The sequence below is a fragment of the Arthrobacter sp. ISL-69 genome (genome assembly GCF_018613775.1).
Lineage (GTDB): Bacteria > Actinomycetota > Actinomycetes > Actinomycetales > Micrococcaceae > Arthrobacter.
Genome location: NZ_JAGGPO010000018.1, coordinates 361,075 through 376,878 on the forward strand (window position 1 = coordinate 361,075; position 15,804 = coordinate 376,878).

A 15,804-nucleotide genomic window follows, 5' to 3' on the forward strand; every position below is an offset into this window, starting at 1 on the left:
ACGCATGTGATCAAAAAAGGGGGTTAGAACGGCGGTTCGTTGCCGGGGCCGTTGCCCCACCCGCCGCCCGTGTTCGACGTCGCGGGGGCTCCCCACGGGTCTTCCTGCGCGGCGGGCGGGTTGCCGCCCCAGCCGCCGCCCTGGCTCGCGTTCTGGCCCTGCACGTTGTTGGCGGCGGGCTGGTGCCTCCGGAGGTCCTTGCCGATGGTTTCGACGCGGAGCTCCATGACGGTGCGCTTTGCGCCTTCCTTGGTCGTGTATTCGCGGGACTCGATTTCGCCGCGAACAATGACCGAGTCACCCTTCTTCAACGCGTCACACACGTTCTCGGCGAGGCGCTGCTTCTCGCCCTGGTTCCATGCGGCGCAGCGCCAGAACGTTGTCGGCTTGTTCTTCCACTCGTTGCTGTTCTTGTCGAACATGCGGGCATTGGAAGCGACGGTGAAGTTCGCCACGCCGGCACCGCTGGGCGTGTAGCGCAACTCTGCGTCTCCGGTGAGTCTGCCGATGATGGTCACGTAGGTTTCATTCGCCATGTCAGTCTTCCTCGATGTAGATGGTGCCGACGTCGAATCGTTCGCGCCGGCCGGTTAGGTTGGTTTGGGCTTGGAGCTGTGATGCTTTGGCGCTGGCGTCGTCGGCGTCATCGAACAGGTACGGAGCCTCGAAGGCGATGCTCGGCTGGCGTGATGCCTGGTTGAACTCGATGACGACGTAACCGACTTCGTCGCCCACTAGGCGTCCTGCTGGGCGAACCATGCGGCGTCGGCGTCGGTCTGCTCGCCTTCGTCCACGAGCTCACCGGTCACGGTGTCGGCCGCCGGCTCGGGTGCGGGGTGGTGCTGTCGCGGGGACACGACAGCCTCCGGCGTCGGCTCGGGTGCGGGCTTCACCGGTTCGTTGGCGACGTCGCGGATAGCCCGGACCTGTTCCCGGATGTACTCGGCTGACGTGGGGACCCACTTGGCGAGGTCGTGCGCGGCGGTCTTGAGGATCATCGCGGCCTCGTCCGAGGTCCACGGGGAGAACGACTTGCCCGCCGTGGCGGAGGCCTTCTTGGCCCGGTCGATGCGTTCCTGGTTGACGATGACGACCTTGGACACGGCTCCGTCCTTCATGATGGCGTACGCGTAGGAGCCGATGATCTTGCCGCGGTCGCCGCCGAACCAGTCGACGTCGTGGATGGGCTTGGTCATGGTGCCCGGATTCCACTGGAACTTGTCTTTCTCGTAGACGTTCTCAACGATCACGGACGACACGGCGCCGGCCCGGTACATGAGCTCCACTTCACCCTGATATCCAACGACGCCGAGGATCTTGCCGCCCTTCGGCGTGATGTAGTACTCATCCGTTCCGGGCATGAGGCCCTTCTGGGCAGCCTCCGACAAGGCCACGATCAGCGAGCCAGGATCCTGGTTGGCGCACTTGAGAACCTCAGGGTTCTTGCGGAGCGCGGACAGCGCGGACGTCAGCCAGCCGACGCCCTTGTCCTGCAGGTGGGAGGGTAGCGCGGCGAGGAGTTCGCCTTTGTACGCGCCGATGTTCTGGCGGGCTACGTCGATGGGGCTGATGGCTGTGGTGTTCATGCTGCTGCGCTCTCTTCCGGGATGGTGGGGAGGTTCTTGGATGCCACAAGGTACGGGGTGCCGCCGCTACGGGACTGGCGGGTGAAGATCTTCTTGCCGTTCCACTCGATGTAGTGGGCTTCGCCGGCGAAGTCTGCGATGACGGACTTGGCGGCCTGTTCGCGGTACTCGGCGGCTTTGCGTTCGGCGACGGCCGTCAGGTAGGCGATAGCCATGTCGTCGCCGATTGCGGCTGTCTCGTCTGCGATGCCCGGGTTGAGTTCCTTGATGGCCGCATAGGTGGCGGCGTGCCCGTCGAGGGGGTCGATGCTGGGCCGCTGCCCCTTCTCCAGCGTGTCCATGAACGTCGTGACCTGAGACAGCATGAGGGCCACGTATTCGGCGTCGTACTCGATGACGTACTCAGCGAAGTCGAGGTAGGACTTGATGACCGCGAGGTGCACGGTGCGCATGCCCGTGGTGAACATCTGCCACTGAGCCTGGTCGAAGTATCCGGGCGGGACCTGATCCGTTCCAGGCTCTCCCCATTCGTGGTCAAGGGTGGAGGATTTCGCTTCGAAGAGGGCGTTGGATTCAGGCTTGTGCACGATTCCGTCCGGCGTGGAAGCCGCCCACGGGATTTCCTTGTGGACCCACATGCCGGTTTCGGTGACCTGCCATTCCGGGTGCTGGTCGCGGAACCAAGCCCGGACGGCCGGTTCAAGGTAGTGCCCGCGGCGGGTGACGTCGGTGTCAGCCTGCGGCTGGACCTGGCCGGACATCTTGAGCCACAGGGAGAGGTAGGACTCGTAGGTGGAGTGCTTCATGATGGCGGAGACTTTGCTGGCCGTCATGTAGGTGAACCATTCCGGGGAGCCGGGTGATACTTCGGGGACTGATACGTCGGTGAATGCGATGCTCATCGTGTCATCTCCACGTAGGTTGCTGTGATGCCGAGGTCGCGGCCGCCGCAGGATCGGGCGACTTCCCGGGCTTTGTGTTCGTCCTGGCCGTAGGTGCCGATGACGGCGCCCATCTCGTCGTAGACGATCCACTCGGCATAGGGTGCGTCGTCGCGGGGTTCCCAGCTCATCTTCTTGCCTCCAGCCGTTGGGTCCAGGCGTCACGCTTGGCTTGTGAGGGGTTGACGTAGCCGGACGTGACTTCGGCTTGGGTGTGGGGTGCGCCGTCGATGTCGCAGGTGCACTGGCAGACGTCGCCGCCGCAGTCGTCGCAGGTGTACAGCTGTCCGCAGAAGCAGATACCTCGAGTGGTTTTCACCCGCTGCGGGTGGCTGCTGGGGTTAGGCTTGGTTCTGGACATTGGATTTCCTTTCAGATGGGTTCCGATGTTCGTGAGCGGTAGGGTGCCAGCCCTGCCGCTCTTTTCTTTGTGGCGATGGAATTACTCTACATGTTTGTAGTGACAAAAATAAGTGTTTCCGACACTAAACCTGAACCAATTTTTGGAGGTCACACACCAATGTCGACGCCGTGTTCTGGGACCCCTCGCCGGCGCCTGTCCTGTAGCCAGTAGTTGAGGGCCAGGACGGCGTGGTCGAGGTCGAATGTGGCGGCCGGGGCGGAGAGGGCGTGTGCGTGGCAGATGGTGCAGATGCCGGGGCGCCTGTAGGTTCGCGTGTTGGGGTGCTGGGCGAGTGTGGTGCGGGAGGGTCGCATGGTCCATGCGCAGGTCCCGCAGCGTCCGAGGTGGGTGTTCATTTGGTGCCTCCTATGGGTCCGAGGATGGTGACGAAGTTCGACATGGGGCCGATGAGTCCGCAGCGGCCGCACTTGATGTTGGCGTATTTCCTGACCGACGCGATATATCCGGGGCATGCCGGGTAGACGCTGGCTGGCGTGCAAGCCGCGCATTCGCCGCGGACGTAGTGACTGGCGGGTTCGTCCGAGTGCATCGGGTGTTCGCCGTGCTGGGAGTGCTCACACGCGAGCGGTTCCATTGGGCCGACGAGTTCGGCGAGGTCTTGGTCCATGGCGGTGATCATAGTGCTCACCGGGCCACGACCAGGAACACGGTCCACGCGGCCGGGGTGATGATGAGGGCGAGGACCGCGCCGAGGATCCCGAACACAATCTCCCCACGCCGGGTCAACCGGATCGGCTGGCGGGCGCTCACGGCTGGGCCTTCTTCGCTTCGGCGTGGTCGATGGCGTTCTGCCCGATGATGTAGGCGATCTGGTGGAGGGCTTCAGTGCTGTTGAGTTGCGCCCGGTAGTACTGCTCCAGGACGGCGCTGACAGCTTCCATGGCGTCGTGGTCGTTCATGCTGCCACCTCCACGAGCTTGACGTGATAATCGGCTACGAACGCGTGCGTCTCGTCGGCGGCCAATCCCGGCCGGTCCCGCTTGACGATGAGCTCCACATCCGGGCGGCCGTACGTCCGCTCCCATGCGGAGTTGGGCTTGTGGAAGATCCGTTCAATGTTCCCGGTTCCGATCCTGTCGGCTTCAGGCCACTGCTCGGACCAGAGCCTGACCCGGGCACCAACGGTCAGGTGCTTGAACTCCTGCACTTCGACACAGCCGGCGCGGAGGAGGCTGGATGCTACTTCGTCGGCGGCTTTCATGCTGCGACGCTCGCTTCTTTGGCGGGCCGGAATGCGGAGATTTGGAGGACCACGGCGAGTTCGTCGGAGAGGTCCTGGTTGAGTTCGTCGCGGAGGTCCGGGCGGTTGTCAATGGTCAGGGCGTCGTTGAGGACGATCCGGTAATGGGTTCCCGTGTCGACGGACTGGAGTTCCTCGAATGTGGTGATCAGTTCGCGGAGGTCCGCGGTGGCGTTCTCAATGTCGGCACCGGTTTCGGCCGTCAGGTGCTTGGCGAGGCTCTCGAGGCGGGCATCCCACTCGTGGCCCGGCTCCCGGGCGGGGGTGTCTTCTACGAATTGGCGGCACTGGCTCAGAATGATCTGGCGGGCATGCTCTTCGGTGACTCTTCTGATGCTCACGGGTTCTCCTAGAAGTCGCTGATGAATGCTGAGACGGTGGTGACGGGCCCGGCCGCTTCGACCTTGGTTCCGATGGTGGAGGTGTCCCATGGTGAGGGTTTGTGGTTCCGGTCGGCGGCGGCCCGGACTGCCTTGTTCATGGATTCGAGCCGTTCGGCTCTCCTGTCGGCGTCGAGCCTGTTCAGGTCCGAGGTGAGGATGGAGCAGGTCGCGAGGTTCGTGGTCATTTCGGTTCCTTGAAGTTGCGGATGGTTTCGACGCCGGACAGGTAGTCGGTGGTGCGGATGGTGTATTCGTGTTCCTTGGCGAACGATTCCCATGCCCGCAGCAGCGCGGCCCGGTCGCCGTTCTCAAAGTCGGCGTCAGAGGTGAGTCCGTCGCTCCACGAGTTGCAGGAGCATCCGCCGTCACCGTGCCAGAAGTATCGCCGGGCAGATGGCGAGTAAAAGACGTTGAAGTCCGTCCAGTCGTAGCCTCCACTGGTGCCCAACGCTCCGACTTCGGCCCAGTCGCCAGTGCCCTTGATCGGGCCGTACTCAGATGTGACCCAGTTGAATTTGTTGAGTAGTTCGCTGCTCATGGTGCGGTCCTTCTTCTGCGGCGTGTTTGCCGCTCTTGCGGGGGTGTTGCTTCTGACTTGGTGAGGATCGTGTCGAGATGGGTTTCGGTGAACCGGATGGTCCGGGGACCGAAGGTCAGGTGCGGCCAGGTGCCGGACCTTGCGTTGGTGCGAATAGTTGCGGGTTTGAGCTGGAGGATTTCGGAGAGCTGCGTGACCGTGTAGGTACGTGGATGTTCTGTCACGATCACGGGCGCCGGCCACGCAACCTGTACAGGTCGGTCAGCCGCTCGAACTGGTAGTTGATGTGCCGGATCTTGTCGGTGTGGTTCATGAAGCGGTGAGCTCCCCACTGCTCCGGACCTTCGATGTGGCCTTTGCTTTGGCGGTCCTTGACGAGCTGCATGACCCGCCACCCGGCGGAGTGGCTGGCAATGCGGGACTTAGGGCTGGCGGTGAGCAACATGGAACTCCTTCGGGATGAGAGAGGTGACGGCGGCCCGGGTGTCGGCGAGGGTGAGGTCGGCGTCGATGATGGCGTGGACGGCGTGGCGGAGGGACTCGATGTAGGTCATGCGCTTGCACCCATCCACACTCTGCAGAGCCCGCGGGACCGGCTCGGGCGTTCGGACTCGTGAACGCCTACCTTGCGGATGATCTTGGCGCGGGCCGCCTCTTTGAAGAGCGGACCCCACATGGCCGGGTGCGGCGGGTTCGGGAGGCCGCCGAGCGTGAGCGTGTGGGCGTCGAACGGTTTGCCGGTGAGGGCCGCGGTTTCGAGTGCGGCGAGTGCCTGGGTGATCCAGTCGACGGTCGGGTCTTCAAGGACTGCTGACTTAGCCATGGTGGTTCTCCTAACGGTTGGTGCGGACGGTGCGGGTGACGTGCCCGATGCTGGACTGGAAGAGCGCCGTCACTGGTAAGCCGAGCAGTTCGGCTGCGGCTGCGGCGACGTCCTTGTTGCAGGACTTCCGGGCCCCGGATCGGAGGTGGCCGATCGTTGACTTGCTGATCGTTGCCTTCGAGCGTTTCCGGATGAGCTTGTTCTCCACAGCGTCCGTGAAGGACCGGACGCTGTAGCCGTTGTGCTCTAGGAGCTGGGCGAAGAGCTCGGAGTTTGTGAGCTTGATGTCCAGCCTCTGCGTGGTTGCGGTTGCCATTTGTTCCTCCCTTCACTGTCTTGTGTATGAGTACGACACTAGACACTGTGGACAGATTTGTCCACACCTTCAGTGAAAGTTCTTCCAAAAAACCTTAGGGACCATTGGGAACACCCGGAGGCTACGCAGGTTTTTTGTGGACAGTCACTCTAGTGTTGGAGTCGGATACGTATTGACTTGGTGTTTTGAGTGAACGGAATATTTGGACATGAACACGATCCCTAGCAAGTGGGCGGACCTCCTGGTACAGGCCGGCTATACAGACCCAAGGGACCGGGTTACGCCTTCACTGAACCAGCTCAGTAAATCGAGCGGGGTGCACACAACCACAATCTCCAGGCTCGTCCTGAAGGGCCTTGGTTTGAGTGAAGTAAACATGAAGAAGATCGCGGAAGCGCTACGTGTTCCGGTCTCCGATCTCTATGAACTCTCCACAGGTGAGAAGGTCGAGCCGCTGACCCTGCCGAAGGGCACGGAGAAGCTCTCACATCGGGAAAAGGAAGCAGTGACCGAGATAATCCGGTCGCTGATCAACGCAAAGGAACACGTCGATGAACGCTCTCCAGAACACGATCCGAAACCGGTCACGCTCCAGGCGCCGGCCGCTGATGACCCGCCAGAATCTGCTTCGCAGAAGACTAACCCGGATGATGCTCAAAGCATGTACGGGATGGCAGCGCGGACACGTCTGGTGAAAAAGCCTCAGCAGACTCGAAATGCAAAATCAAACCGATAGCTTGCATTGCGTCCAGATGTTTGCTATTAAGAGGAATTAATCAGACACTCGGCATGCGAGCTTTCACTGGGGGAGCTGCGTGAGAGTGCATGGGGCGTTCTATGAGTACCGTCGTCGTCGGCAAACTGCCGGAAAACACGCTGGGATACTACGATCACGGCACGGGCCTGATCCATGTGGACGAGGACCTTGACCGTCGCGAACGGCATTACACGGTCGTCCATGAACGGTTCCATAAACTTTTGAAACACGGACCCTGCGTCACACCCGGTGCGCGAATCGCCCGGGAGATAAAAGTCGAGTCGTGGACAGCCGTGTATATGATCACGTTTCGGGCACTATTGGATGCGTATCAGTCGTGCAGTGATGTGCAGGCTTTAGCCGCGTTCCTGAACGTGGATTCTGAGCTGGTGTACGCACGGATGATGTCCCTGACGGCGCTTGAGAGAGTCATCCTGGATGTCTGCGCTGTGAGATGCGTTGGGGTAAATCCGACGGCCATCCACCCGGATGGGGTGTTGGTGGCATGAGGTAGGGGCTGGCCCGCTGGGGGTCGGCCCATTTGATGAAGGCGGGAATGTGAAAAAGATTCTTTGGGGGGCGCCTTTGGTGGTGCTCCTGTTGGCGGGTTGCGGGCCGGCGAAGGACGCCACGTATGAGAACGTAGCCAAGCTGCGTGAGGCTGTGATTGCGTCAGGGGTTGAGTGCCCGGGCGACTCGTCCAAGCGTGACGACAAGTACGGCGAGGACTACCTGAAGTGCAACAGTAAGCTTGCAATCTCTGTCTATGACAAGGACGCTGACCTGAATATCGCGAAGTCCGTCCATGACTTCTCAAAGGACACGTACCTTGCCGGGCCCCGCTGGATTATTCAGGGCGACGAAGATACTCTCTCGAAGCTGAAGGACAAGCTCGGCGGATCCTTGGCTGTCTCGTGACGGGCGCGACGTTGGCCGCCATGATGTTGGAAGTCAAGGGGGAGCGGTCGTTTCGGGAGCTCATGGAGAAAGCGGCGGGCATGGGCTACCCGTCGAAGCTGTCCACGTGGCAGCAGTGGGGTGACCCGGGCTACCAGCGGAAGCTGCTCCCGGATCCTGGAACGATCAAGGCGTTCTCCCGGGGCCTGAATATTCCGGAGACTGAGGTGTTGATGGCCGCCGCCCGCCAGGTTGGCCTCGATGTCGGCGAGGGGAACACGACTGATTTGGTGTTGCCGGGTGCCGGGGGATTGCCGCCTGAGGATCGGAACGTTTTGGCGTCTCTCGCGGCGGTTCTGGTCGCGAAGGGCAGTGCACGTTGACGGCTGTTTTTTGAAAATCAGCCCGTTTCGGGGTGTTATCCGCGTGAACAAACTGGACTGTCATAGTGTTGGATAACGACACTAGACAGCACTAAAGACCAATGGCCGGGTAACAAAAACCAGCTATCATAAGGGTCTGTAAGTAGTTCGAATCCCCTTAGCTCCACAGAATAAGCTCCCTCATCCGGCGCCAGCGCTGGGTGAGGGAGCTTTCTGTTTTCCGGGCCGGCACTGCGCGCCCACGCACCACCCCCTCGAGAGGACAGCAATGAGCCTTATCCGGCTGCACGACGTCAGCGTGCGATTCGACAGCACCCAGATCCTGCGCGAGGCGTACTTCCGCCTGGAACCGGGTGACAGGGTGGGGCTCATCGGTAAGAACGGTTCCGGCAAGACCACCATGCTCCAGCTGATCCTTGACCGGATCACGCCGGAGTCCGGAACCGTCACCGTTGAACAGGGAACCACGGTGGGTTACTTTTCGCAGTTCTCCGAACTGAACGGGGAGTCAACCATTACCGACGTCCTGGACGGGCTGTTCGTGGAGATCAAGGCCATCGAAGCCGAACTGGCATCCATTGATGCGGCCATCGCCGGCGATCCCGCCGCAGCAGAACTCGACCGGCTGATCTCCTGCCAGGCCGAACTGTTCGAGGATATGGACCGCCTGGACGGCTGGGACTACCCGCGGCGCATCGACAGGGTCCTGACGACGCTGGGGTTCAGCGACGCCCACAGGCTCTGCGCCATCGACGAGTTGTCCGGCGGCTGGCGCAACCGTGCGGCCCTGGCGAAGATCCTCCTGGAGGATCCCGACGTCCTGCTGTTGGACGAGCCCACCAACTTCCTGGACGTGGCCGGGGTTGAATGGCTCGAGGGCTGGTTCCGTGACTTCAAGGGCGCGGCGATCATCGTCTCGCACGACCGGAAGTTCCTCGACGCCGTGGTCACCCGGATCGTCGAAGTGGAAAACTTCCACCTGCACGAGTACCCGGGCAACTTCGGCGAATACATCGTGCAAAAGCAGTTCCGCCTCAAAACCCTCGAGCAGCAGTTTGTGCACGAGTCCGAGCTGCTGGCGTTCGAGGCTGAGGGCATCGCCGACCGCCGCGAGGCTGCCAAAGCGGCCAGCCGCGGGCTGGGCAACCAGCTGGCAAAAATCAAGAAGTCCCGCACACCCCGTCCCGTGGACCAGATCGTCACCGAGATCTACGGCGGCCTGCACGTCAAGGACGTCCTCTGCCGCGTGGAAGGGCTGGGCAAGTCCTACGGCGACAAGGCGCTCTTCTCCGGCCTGGGCTTCGAGATCAGGCGCGGCAACCGGATCGTGGTCCTGGGCTCCAACGGCAGCGGCAAGTCAACCCTCCTGAAGGTGCTGACCGGCGAGGAACAGGCGGACACCGGCGTTGTGTCCTGGGCCAAGGGACCCGGCTTCGTGTCCTACAACCGGATGCTCGAGGAACTCGACGACGCCGACACTGTTTCGCATGCAGTCAACGCGCTGCCGGACAGCCTGGCCTTCAGCGCCACCAAGAAATCAGTCAACCGGTTCCTGGCGATGTTCCAGTTCTCCGAGGCGGACCTCAAACAGAAGATCGGAAATCTCTCCGGCGGCCAAAAAGCGCGCGTCGCGATGGCCCAGTGCCTGCTGTCCGGTGCCTCGGTCCTGCTGCTGGATGAGCCCACCAACCACCTGGACCTGTCCAGCACACAGGTCATGGAGCGGGCGCTGCTGCATTTCCCGGGAGCCGTAGTGGTGGTCAGCCACGACCGGTTCTTCAGCGAGAAGATCGCCAACCGGTACCTCGTGTTCGGTGCTGACACGGGGCTGCCCGGCGAGGTCGAGGTGCGCGCCGCGTAAGCGTCCCTGGGTGGCAGACTGCCCGCCCGGGTCCTCATACCCTTGACGCCTGCCTGAACGGAGGGGCAGAGTAATGATGCTGCGACTGGGGGCAGATGTGTGATCTCCGGGAACCTGAGGTTCGTGTTGGTTCCTTCACCACATCCGCGATATATCTCCAGGCAATGATGAGGAGCAAACCTCATGCGCAACGGCAACCTCACCCAGACCCAGCCCCGCAACGGCGCCACGATCCCGGCACGCCCCGGACGCCGGCGCTGGCGCTTCGTGACGCAGCTGCTGTCGGCGATCATCACCGCAGCACTCACGGCCGCAACGGCCACGCCCGCCTTTGCGGTGTTCAATGGCAGCAGTGCGGATTCGGACGACTACGCGTGGGCGGTCAGGGTGCAGCTGGCCTATCCGGAAGGCATTGCATCCTGCACCGGGTCCCTGATCAATGAGGACACCGTCGTCACGGCGGCACACTGCATCCGCAACAACGGTCGCAGCCCCTCCGCCATCGACGTGACGTTCCACTATGGCGAAAAACGCAACCAGTACACCGTCGGGGTTGCAAGGGCCGTGCCCATGCCGCACTACGATCCGGCACTGATCAAGGACGACATTGCGCTGCTCTTCCTGCAATCGGCCGTTTCCGAGCCGGCCATCGAATTGGCATCCGCACCCGCGCCGGTCGGGGCTGAGGTCACGGTGGCGGGTTACGGCTGCACCGGGAATCCATTCAACGCGGCGGAACCCTGCGACGCTGCACGCCGGCTTATCGAAACCCAACTCACCACGGTCCCCGCGGAGGCATGCCCGGACATCGCCGGACCCTGGCAGTTCTGCACGTATTCGCCGGACACGTCAGCGAACCGCGGCGACAGCGGCGGACCCGTCATCTGGTCCGATCACGGGGAGCAGAAGCTGATTGGGGTTACGAACGCCCTTGAACTGCCGCCGGCCCCCGCCTACCTGAACCTGTCGGCTTCGGTACCGTACGAGCTGGACTGGATCAAGGCTACCGCCGGTTTGCGCTGACGGTTTTGAGTACCCCCGGATGGACATCCCCACCGCACACACCACCGGGACCAGTCCCGCCAGGACCATAAGCGTGTTGGCCCGGAACACCACCCGGCCCTGCCCGTTCCTTGAGTAGACGCCCAGCGGGAGCACGAAGCCCCCGCCGCCGCCACCCTCCGCGGCCCCGGCTGTGCCGTCGGACCCGGCGTCACCGCCGCCGCCGAAACCGAAGGACACCAGCGCCACGGGAACCAGTTCCTCGCCGCCGATTTGTACGGGAGCCCCGTAAGCCCTCGATACACCCACGTTCCTGAACGTCTCCACGAGGGAGGAAAAAGCATCAGCCATGGGGCCCACACTAGGGACTGGGGCCGGGCAGGGGAAGACCCCGGACCAGGACCAACATCGGCATTGCCTGCCATGGCCTGTTGGCACCGCTCGTGCCAAGATGTTGTGAATCCGGGGCAACAGGGCAGCCCCGGCCGGACAGGAGGCCGCTCGCTCATGGGCTACATCGATGATTTCAGCGTGGTTGGCCGCGACGACGTCGCGGTGGCGGGCGGCAAGGGTGCCGGACTGGGCGAACTCGTACGAGCGGGACTGCCGGTGCCCAGGGGATTCCTGTTGAACACTGCCGCCTACGAGCTGTACGTCCGGGACAACGGGCTGACCGAGCGCATTCAGGCGGAAGCCGCCTTGCCTCTTTCCGCCACAACCCGGGAATATGAGGAGGCCGCCGGGCGCATCCGCGGGCTCTTCGCCGGCGGCGTGATGCCGGCGGCGATAGCGGAGGAGCTCCGCGACGCCTACCACCAGCTGGGGGCCGGCGAGGGCGGCGGCGAAGCCGCTGTGGCCGTCCGGTCCTCCGCCACAGCCGAGGACCTTGCCTCGGCCAGTTTCGCGGGCCAGCAGGATACGTACCTCAACGTGCGCGGCAGCGATGCCCTCACCGAGGCGGTCATCAGCTGCTGGGCGTCCCTCTGGACCGCCAGGGCGATGGCCTACCGAGCCCGGGAGGGTATCCGGCCGGAGGACGTCCGGCTGGCGGTGGTGGTCCAGCAAATGGTGGCTGCAGACGCGGCTGGAGTCCTGTTCACTGCCAACCCTGCCACGGGACGACGCGACCAGATAGTGATCGGCGCTGCCTGGGGCCTGGGCGAATCCGTGGTCAGCGGCGCCGTGTCCACCGACGACATCGTCATAGACGCCCCGACAGGCCGCGTGGTGTCCCGGCGGACGGCCGACAAGGAAACCATGACTGTCTATGCGGAACGGGGTACGCGCGAGGAACCGGTGCCGGCGTCGCGCCGTCTTCAGCCCGTGCTGGACGACGCCGGCGCGTCCGCGCTGGCCGGCTACGGAACACGGATCGCACAGCACCTCGGTTCCCCGCAGGACATTGAGTGGGCAAGGTCGGACGGCGAATTCTTCATCCTCCAGTCCCGGCCCATCACGGCACTGCCCGAGCCCGCGGGTGAAACGCCAACCGACTGGAGCGTGCCCTACCCGAAGGGGCTCTACTTCCGCGCGAGCATCGTCGAACAGCTTCCCGATCCGCTTTCGCCGTTGTTCGCGGACCTGATTGACGGCTCAGTCTCGCGGTCGCTGAATGCGCTGCTGGACGAAGCGTTTGGCAAGAGCAGCCTCCGGGACGGCGATCTGGGGCTGCCCGCCATCAACGGCTACGCCTATTACTACTACCGCACGTCCGGGTTGTGGCGGCTGATGGGCAAGATGCCGGCCGCCGTCCGCGCCCTGATCCGGGGGGAAGCCCACATGGGGATCCCGGGCTGGCGGGACTATTCCCATCCGCGCTACGTGCACGTGGTGGAATCCCGGTCGGCCAAGCCCGTCACGGAGCTCACCGGGCAGGAGCTGCTGGAGGGCGTGTCAGCGCTGCTTGATGCCGGGACGGTGTACTACACGGCCGTCCAGTCCATCATTCCCATCGCGTCGTCCAGCGAACTCGCCTTCCAGAAGTTCTACGACAGGTTCGTCCGCGGGGACGCCGATCCGCCGGCCCAGACGTTCCTGCTGGGCTACGAGAGCGAACCCATCCGGGCTGAAACGGCCCTCTACGACCTCGCCGAGTGGTCCCGCGGAGTCCCGGGGCTCGCAGGCGCCATCCTGGGAACGCCAACAACATCCCTCGCCACGGCACAACTGTCCGGGGCACCTCCGGCCCGGATGGATGCCGGTCTCTGGCGGCAGTGGGAACCTAAGTTCCAGCTCCACCTGGACCGCTTCGGCCACACGGTCTATAACCTGGATTTCATCAATCCGGTGCCGGCCGATGACCCCTCCCCGCTGCTGGATACGCTGAAGTTCTACCTCCGCGGCCAGGGCAACGATCCGCACCGGAGACGGGAGCTCGCGGCTGCCCGCCGTGAGGACAGCACAAGTCGGATACTGGCCCGTCTGCACCCTGCGCGCCGGGCCGCCTTCGTACGGCTGCTCCGGTGGGCGCAGGGGTCGGCACCGATCCGAGAAGATGCGCTCGCCGACGTCGGACTCGGCTGGCCGCTGATGCGGCGGATGCTGCGTGAACTGGGACGGCGGCTCGTCGCTGCCGGACTCATCGCGGAACCTGATGACGTGTTCTGGCTCCGATACCAGGAAGTCAGCAGCGCCGTCGGATTCGGCCTTGCCGGCCCCAGCGGGCCGGCGGCCATTACCGGCGCTCTGCGGCCGGTGCTGGCGGAGGCGGTCGGGGAACGCCGGATGCGCTGGCGGGGCCAGCGCCAGGCCGCAGCCCCGCAGATGCTGCCCGAAATCCGGTGGCTGCAGCGCTCCCTGGCCGGGATGATGCCGGAGGGGTCCCAGGACCAGCAGGGGAACACGATCAACGGTGTGGGTGCCAGCCAGGGCCGGGTCACCGCTCCGGCCAGGGTGCTGGCCGGCCCCGAAGACTTCGCCCGGATGCAGCCGGGGGAGGTGCTGGTGGCGCGCATCACCACTCCGGCGTGGACCCCGCTGTTCGCGATGGCCTCGGCGGTGGTCACGGATGTGGGCGGCCCGTTGAGCCACAGCTCCATCGTGGCCAGGGAGTACGGCATCCCCGCGGTGCTCGGCACCGGCGTGGCGACCCGCCGGATCGCGAGCGGCGAGCAGATAGAGGTCGACGGCGACGCCGGCACCGTTACATTGGTACAGCCCGGCACGGCCTAGCTCCCGGACGACTGCCCGGCCGGGAGTTCCTCGTCCGATTCCACGCGGAGCAGCAGGGACAACGGGCTGTCAGCGCCGAACTCCGGCAGCGCCGCGCCGATCAGGAACAGGGTGACATCCGCAGCAAACAACCGGTCCACAATGTCCAGGAACTTCTGCCACTCCGGCGAAGCGGCAACGGGACCTGCCGGTGCCGGGATGCCATCCACCACCCACTCCCCGTACCGTGAGGCCAGGGATGCCACGTCCCGGGCAGCCGCCCCGGTGAGTTCGCGGAAGCCGATCCACAGGAGGCTCCCTTCGGCGCTCTTCACGTCCAACGTCCTGCCAGCCACCTCCACGGCGCGGCGCTGGCCGGGTGCCGGGACGAACAGCCCGAATGTGCCCAGCTGCCGGGCGGTGCCGGGGATGATGATCCGCCCCGGCCGGAAGGCGGACTGCGGGTTGCCGGCCAATGAATCGGTCATGCCGGCGGCTCCTAGAGCCAGCCTTTCCGTTTGAAAATGGTGTACATCAGCGCAGCCGTCCCGGCCATCATGGCGATCGCGAGGGGATAGCCGAGCGTCCAGTGCAGTTCGGGCATATGGTCGAAATTCATGCCGTAGACGCCGGCCACGAAGGACGGCGCGAAGAAGATTGCCGCCCACGAGGAGATTTTCTTGACCTGCTCGTTCTGCTCGGCGCTCGCCTCGTTCTGCCTGTTGGCGGTCAGCGTGCCGTCCAGGGTGAGCGCATTCTGCAGGATGTCGCGGAAGGAGTCCGCCCGGGAGACCAGCCGCTCCACGTGGTCCTCCACGTCGCGGAGGTGGTGCTGCAGGTCGGTGTCCACCTCGTATTTGTCGAACCCGCGTTTGAGCAGCTGCATCATCGCAGGCAGCGGGTGGATGGCCCGCTGGAACTGGATCACTTCCCGGGCCAGCTCATAGATCCGGCGGGAAACAGCGGAATCGCCGCTGAACAGCTGGTCCTCGATTTCGTCGATGTCGTTTTCCAGGCCCGCCACAACGGGCACGTAGTCATCCACCACCTGGTCCATCAGGGCGTAGAGCACCGCTTCCGGCCCGTGCTTCAGGAGTTCCGGGCGCTCCTCCAGGCGTTGCCGTACGCGGGCCACGCCGGCGGTCTCAGCGTGCCGGACGGTGACCACGAAGTTCTTGCCGGTAAAAATGTGTAGTTCGCCGAACTCGACGGTTTCCGTTGCGTCGAGATACCTGGCCGGGCGGAGCACGGTGAAGAGTACGTCGTCGTAGCGTTCCAGCTTGGGCCGCTGGTGGGCCGAGATGGCATCCTCCACCGCGAGCCCGTGCAGACCGAATTCCTTGGCCACGGCGAACATTTCAGCCTCCGTGGGCCGGTACAGGCCGATCCAGGCCATGCCGCCGTGGTCCGCCAGCGTCTCGAAGGTCTGCTCAAGATTGTGCGGCTCGGCGGTGCGGCGGCCGTTCACGTACACGGCGTTGTCGATGATGGTCACGCGCCATT

27 protein-coding genes are annotated in these 15,804 nt (G+C 63.9%); 7 read left to right on the top strand and 20 right to left on the bottom strand.

Annotation, left to right across the window (positions count from 1 at the left end):
- Positions 1–23: 23 nt before the first annotated feature.
- The 18 genes from ssb to J7I79_RS14115 form a co-directional block, all read right to left on the bottom strand.
- Complete coding sequence (gene ssb / locus J7I79_RS14040) at positions 24–536, bottom strand: single-stranded DNA-binding protein (RefSeq protein WP_214954068.1); 513 nt, start codon at positions 534–536, stop codon at positions 24–26.
- 1 nt (position 537) lies between these two features.
- Positions 538–735 (bottom strand): hypothetical protein, encoded by a 198-nt coding sequence (locus J7I79_RS14045; RefSeq protein WP_214954070.1) that lies wholly within the window; start codon positions 733–735, stop codon positions 538–540.
- Positions 735–1,586, bottom strand: a complete 852-nt coding sequence (locus J7I79_RS14050; protein ID WP_214954072.1) for a recombinase RecT — start codon at positions 1,584–1,586, stop codon at positions 735–737. Before J7I79_RS14050 ends, J7I79_RS14045 begins: the two co-directional genes overlap by 1 nt.
- Entirely contained in the window at positions 1,583–2,488 is a 906-nt protein-coding gene (locus J7I79_RS14055) for a lambda-exonuclease family protein (protein ID WP_214954074.1), read from the bottom strand. The genes J7I79_RS14050 and J7I79_RS14055 overlap by 4 nt, the downstream gene beginning before the upstream one ends.
- Positions 2,485–2,658, bottom strand: a complete 174-nt coding sequence (locus J7I79_RS14060; RefSeq protein WP_214954075.1) for a hypothetical protein — start codon at positions 2,656–2,658, stop codon at positions 2,485–2,487. The genes J7I79_RS14055 and J7I79_RS14060 overlap by 4 nt, the downstream gene beginning before the upstream one ends.
- The gene (locus J7I79_RS14065; RefSeq protein WP_214954077.1) at positions 2,655–2,888 is read right to left on the bottom strand and encodes a hypothetical protein; all 234 of its coding nucleotides are present in this window, start codon (positions 2,886–2,888) and stop codon (positions 2,655–2,657) included. The genes J7I79_RS14060 and J7I79_RS14065 overlap by 4 nt, the downstream gene beginning before the upstream one ends.
- A 149-nt stretch (positions 2,889–3,037) precedes the next feature.
- Entirely contained in the window at positions 3,038–3,286 is a 249-nt protein-coding gene (locus tag J7I79_RS14070) for a hypothetical protein (RefSeq protein WP_214954079.1), read from the bottom strand.
- The gene (locus J7I79_RS14075; protein ID WP_214954081.1) at positions 3,283–3,579 is read right to left on the bottom strand and encodes a hypothetical protein; all 297 of its coding nucleotides are present in this window, start codon (positions 3,577–3,579) and stop codon (positions 3,283–3,285) included. The genes J7I79_RS14070 and J7I79_RS14075 overlap by 4 nt, the downstream gene beginning before the upstream one ends.
- Positions 3,576–3,701 (bottom strand): hypothetical protein, encoded by a 126-nt coding sequence (locus J7I79_RS24630; protein WP_285291453.1) that lies wholly within the window; start codon positions 3,699–3,701, stop codon positions 3,576–3,578. Before J7I79_RS24630 ends, J7I79_RS14075 begins: the two co-directional genes overlap by 4 nt.
- Positions 3,698–3,850 carry a hypothetical protein gene (locus J7I79_RS14080; protein WP_214954083.1) on the bottom strand — a complete coding sequence of 51 codons (153 nt, stop codon included), beginning with the start codon at positions 3,848–3,850 and terminating at the stop codon, positions 3,698–3,700. Before J7I79_RS14080 ends, J7I79_RS24630 begins: the two co-directional genes overlap by 4 nt.
- Positions 3,847–4,152: a hypothetical protein gene (locus J7I79_RS14085; protein WP_214954084.1), complete on the bottom strand. Its 306-nt coding sequence runs from the start codon at positions 4,150–4,152 to the stop codon at positions 3,847–3,849. The genes J7I79_RS14080 and J7I79_RS14085 overlap by 4 nt, the downstream gene beginning before the upstream one ends.
- The gene (locus J7I79_RS14090; protein WP_214954086.1) at positions 4,149–4,532 is read right to left on the bottom strand and encodes a hypothetical protein; all 384 of its coding nucleotides are present in this window, start codon (positions 4,530–4,532) and stop codon (positions 4,149–4,151) included. The genes J7I79_RS14085 and J7I79_RS14090 overlap by 4 nt, the downstream gene beginning before the upstream one ends.
- Positions 4,533–4,540: 8 nt before the next feature.
- Positions 4,541–4,759, bottom strand: a complete 219-nt coding sequence (locus tag J7I79_RS14095; RefSeq protein ID WP_214954088.1) for a hypothetical protein — start codon at positions 4,757–4,759, stop codon at positions 4,541–4,543.
- Positions 4,756–5,112 carry a hypothetical protein gene (locus J7I79_RS14100; protein ID WP_214954090.1) on the bottom strand — a complete coding sequence of 119 codons (357 nt, stop codon included), beginning with the start codon at positions 5,110–5,112 and terminating at the stop codon, positions 4,756–4,758. The genes J7I79_RS14095 and J7I79_RS14100 overlap by 4 nt, the downstream gene beginning before the upstream one ends.
- A 226-nt stretch (positions 5,113–5,338) precedes the next feature.
- Positions 5,339–5,557: a hypothetical protein gene (locus J7I79_RS14105; RefSeq protein ID WP_214954092.1), complete on the bottom strand. Its 219-nt coding sequence runs from the start codon at positions 5,555–5,557 to the stop codon at positions 5,339–5,341.
- Entirely contained in the window at positions 5,535–5,666 is a 132-nt protein-coding gene (locus J7I79_RS24635; RefSeq protein WP_285291454.1) for a hypothetical protein, read from the bottom strand. Before J7I79_RS24635 ends, J7I79_RS14105 begins: the two co-directional genes overlap by 23 nt.
- On the bottom strand, positions 5,663–5,935 hold the full coding sequence (locus J7I79_RS14110; protein ID WP_214954094.1) for a hypothetical protein: 273 nt from the start codon (positions 5,933–5,935) through the stop codon (positions 5,663–5,665). Before J7I79_RS14110 ends, J7I79_RS24635 begins: the two co-directional genes overlap by 4 nt.
- A gap of 10 nt (positions 5,936–5,945) precedes the next feature.
- On the bottom strand, positions 5,946–6,251 hold the full coding sequence (locus J7I79_RS14115; protein WP_214954096.1) for a hypothetical protein: 306 nt from the start codon (positions 6,249–6,251) through the stop codon (positions 5,946–5,948).
- A 208-nt stretch (positions 6,252–6,459) separates the two neighbouring features.
- Between J7I79_RS14115 and J7I79_RS14120 the strand changes: the two genes are divergently transcribed.
- The 7 genes from J7I79_RS14120 (at position 6,460) to J7I79_RS14150 (ending at position 14,322) form a co-directional block, all read left to right on the top strand.
- Positions 6,460–6,987, top strand: coding sequence for a helix-turn-helix transcriptional regulator (locus tag J7I79_RS14120; RefSeq protein WP_214954098.1), 528 nt, complete (start codon positions 6,460–6,462; stop codon positions 6,985–6,987).
- Between the two features lie 101 nt (positions 6,988–7,088).
- Complete coding sequence (locus tag J7I79_RS14125; protein WP_214954100.1) at positions 7,089–7,517, top strand: hypothetical protein; 429 nt, start codon at positions 7,089–7,091, stop codon at positions 7,515–7,517.
- Positions 7,518–7,566: 49 nt separating this feature from the next.
- Positions 7,567–7,926, top strand: a complete 360-nt coding sequence (locus J7I79_RS14130) for a hypothetical protein (RefSeq protein WP_214954103.1) — start codon at positions 7,567–7,569, stop codon at positions 7,924–7,926.
- A 20-nt stretch (positions 7,927–7,946) separates the two neighbouring features.
- On the top strand, positions 7,947–8,288 hold the full coding sequence (locus tag J7I79_RS14135) for a hypothetical protein (RefSeq protein ID WP_214954105.1): 342 nt from the start codon (positions 7,947–7,949) through the stop codon (positions 8,286–8,288).
- 268 nt (positions 8,289–8,556) lie between these two features.
- A complete protein-coding gene (locus tag J7I79_RS14140) occupies positions 8,557–10,149 on the top strand; it encodes an ABC-F family ATP-binding cassette domain-containing protein (protein WP_214954107.1) in 1,593 nt (530 codons plus the stop codon).
- 183 nt (positions 10,150–10,332) lie between these two features.
- Positions 10,333–11,172 carry a trypsin-like serine protease gene (locus J7I79_RS14145; protein WP_214954109.1) on the top strand — a complete coding sequence of 280 codons (840 nt, stop codon included), beginning with the start codon at positions 10,333–10,335 and terminating at the stop codon, positions 11,170–11,172.
- Between the two features lie 486 nt (positions 11,173–11,658).
- Positions 11,659–14,322, top strand: coding sequence for a PEP/pyruvate-binding domain-containing protein (locus J7I79_RS14150; RefSeq protein ID WP_214954111.1), 2,664 nt, complete (start codon positions 11,659–11,661; stop codon positions 14,320–14,322).
- Here the strand turns inward: J7I79_RS14150 and J7I79_RS14155 are convergent.
- Positions 14,319–14,789 carry a cell division protein ZapE gene (locus J7I79_RS14155; protein WP_214954113.1) on the bottom strand — a complete coding sequence of 157 codons (471 nt, stop codon included), beginning with the start codon at positions 14,787–14,789 and terminating at the stop codon, positions 14,319–14,321. The genes J7I79_RS14150 and J7I79_RS14155 overlap by 4 nt on opposite strands.
- Before the next feature lie 11 nt (positions 14,790–14,800).
- The gene (corA, locus tag J7I79_RS14160; protein ID WP_214954115.1) at positions 14,801–15,796 is read right to left on the bottom strand and encodes a magnesium/cobalt transporter CorA; all 996 of its coding nucleotides are present in this window, start codon (positions 15,794–15,796) and stop codon (positions 14,801–14,803) included.
- Between the last annotated feature and the right edge of the window lie 8 nt (positions 15,797–15,804).